Here is a 2133-nt window from a genome sequence, read left to right on the forward strand (position 1 = left end):
TTGTAAAGGGCGGTTATAAAATGTAGGAAAATGGCGGCGAGAAATTGTCGGTTTTCCTACATTTTTTTGATACTATAAATCACATCGCTAACTAGGAGGTTACTGATGTGAGAACTGATCTCAGACAAGGAGTGAAACAATTCGTGCACGATGATATCAAACCTAACTTTGCCGCGCTAGCACGTCAATATAATGCCGATTATCGCACCGTAAAAAAGGCTTATGAGAAAGCTAAGAATGGCACCGATCCGGGAATTAAACAAACTCGTCCGAGTTTATTAGATCCATATCGTTCAATTATTCAGGATAAAGTCGAAACCGGGTGTTCTGCTAAATCGATTTTTAAGTTTATCGAAAAGAAAGGTTTTAAAGGCAAGTACACTATTGTGAGGGAATACTGTTCAACGCTTAAAGGAGAGCGAATAAAACGGGCAACTATCCGGGTAGAACACACTCCTGGACTATCAGCACAAGTTGATTGGAAAGAAGAGATGACCCTCTACAATCAAGCTGGAGACCCGATTCATTTCAATATATTCTTGTATGTTTTACCGTACTCCAAGTTAAAATACATCACGCTTATTTTTGAACGTAGTCAAGATACTCTATTTAATTGTCTGGACGATGCGTTCGAAAATACCGGTGGGATTCCTAAAGAAATTTGGTTCGATAATATGCGGCAAGTCGTTGATCACCGCAAGTCTAGCTTTGGTAAACCAGTTTTCAACGAAAGATTTCATCAGTTCTGTGTAGATGCCGGATTCAAACCGATTGCCTGCAGGCCCTTCAGACCACAGACCAAAGGGTCTGTAGAAGCCTTAGCACGGACAATGGAACGTTTGCGAGTCTACAACTATGAATTTGTCGATACAGTTGAATTAATTAATATAATTGATGAACTCTGCTTTGATTTAAACAATGAAGTTTCACAGGCCACTAATGAAATACCACTGATTAAATGGAAATACGACGAAAAAGAGTACCTCCACTCAGTTCCAGCTAACCTGCTGAATCCATTCTTTGAGGAAAACATTACCCGTGTCGTCTCAAAAGAATCGATGGTTAACTTTCGTAAGTGCAAGTACTCTGTTGATCCCCAGTATATTGGTAAAACTGTCGATATCGAGCTCACCAACAGTGAGAATCAAATTCAAGTTTATTATAACGGAGAATTGATTAGGACGCACAACATTTCGACTAATCAATTCAATTATGATGCAGAAGATCGTATTCGCATCCTGCAGTCTGACTTACTGAAGGGTCAAAATCGGGATGATATCGAGACCTATATTGCCGAACATCTTTCCCAATATGATTCAATCGGAGGAGTCACCAATGACAACTAAATTTCAAAGCTTGATTACTGATTTAGAGGCCTTAGGCCTCACTAAAATAAGCGCCTACTTACCGGAATATATTGATCAATTAAACCGGCAGGAGCTGTCCTTTACCGAAGCGATGTTGACGCTAACTGAAGCTGAATTAAAATGGCGTCAAGAATCTGACATCAGGCAAACCATTGAACGTGCCAGATTTCCCAAATTAAAGTCAATCCGCGATTTTGACTTCGATTTTCAGCCTAGTATTAATCGCCAGGAAGTATTAGCATTTCAGGACTTAGCCTTCATGGATCAGCAAGAGAATCTGATTTTTATCGGCAGTCCAGGGGTCGGCAAGACCCACTTAGCAATCAGCGTGGGTGTAGCAGCCTGCCAACAAGGTATGCGAACGCTGTTTATTAACTGCCATGAATTACTCTTGCGTCTGCATGCGGCTTATGAAAAAGGCCGGCTAGAACAAAGCATTAACCGTTATGCCCGTTATGATTTACTGATCATTGACGAACTGGGTTATTTACCAGTGGATCACGATGAAGCAAATCTACTTTTTCAGCTAATAAACGCCCGATATGAACACGCTTCAACCATTATCACTAGTAACAGTGAGTTATCAGCTTGGGTGGAAATCTTTCAAAACCCAACGGTAACGGCAGCAATTCTTGATCGAATAGTTCATCATTCACACATTATAAAAATTACTGGTAAATCGTATCGTTTGAAAAATGTAGACTGACCGCTAAAAACCTACATTTTTAACCGCCCTAAACCGACATTTTATGACCGCCCTTGACAC

The 2133-nt window shown here is 40.4% G+C and carries 2 protein-coding genes; both read left to right on the forward strand.

The annotated features are described in order from the left end of the window. Positions 1-107: 107 nt before the first annotated feature. Entirely contained in the window at positions 108-1346 is a 1239-nt protein-coding gene (gene istA / locus HC026_RS12230) for an IS21 family transposase (RefSeq protein WP_168926188.1), read from the forward strand. Continuing rightward, entirely contained in the window at positions 1336-2073 is a 738-nt protein-coding gene (gene istB, locus HC026_RS12235; RefSeq protein ID WP_168926189.1) for an IS21-like element helper ATPase IstB, read from the forward strand. Before istA ends, istB begins: the two co-directional genes overlap by 11 nt. Positions 2074-2133: the final 60 nt, after the last annotated feature.

The organism is Secundilactobacillus angelensis (assembly GCF_012641075.1).
Lineage (GTDB): Bacteria > Bacillota > Bacilli > Lactobacillales > Lactobacillaceae > Secundilactobacillus > Secundilactobacillus angelensis.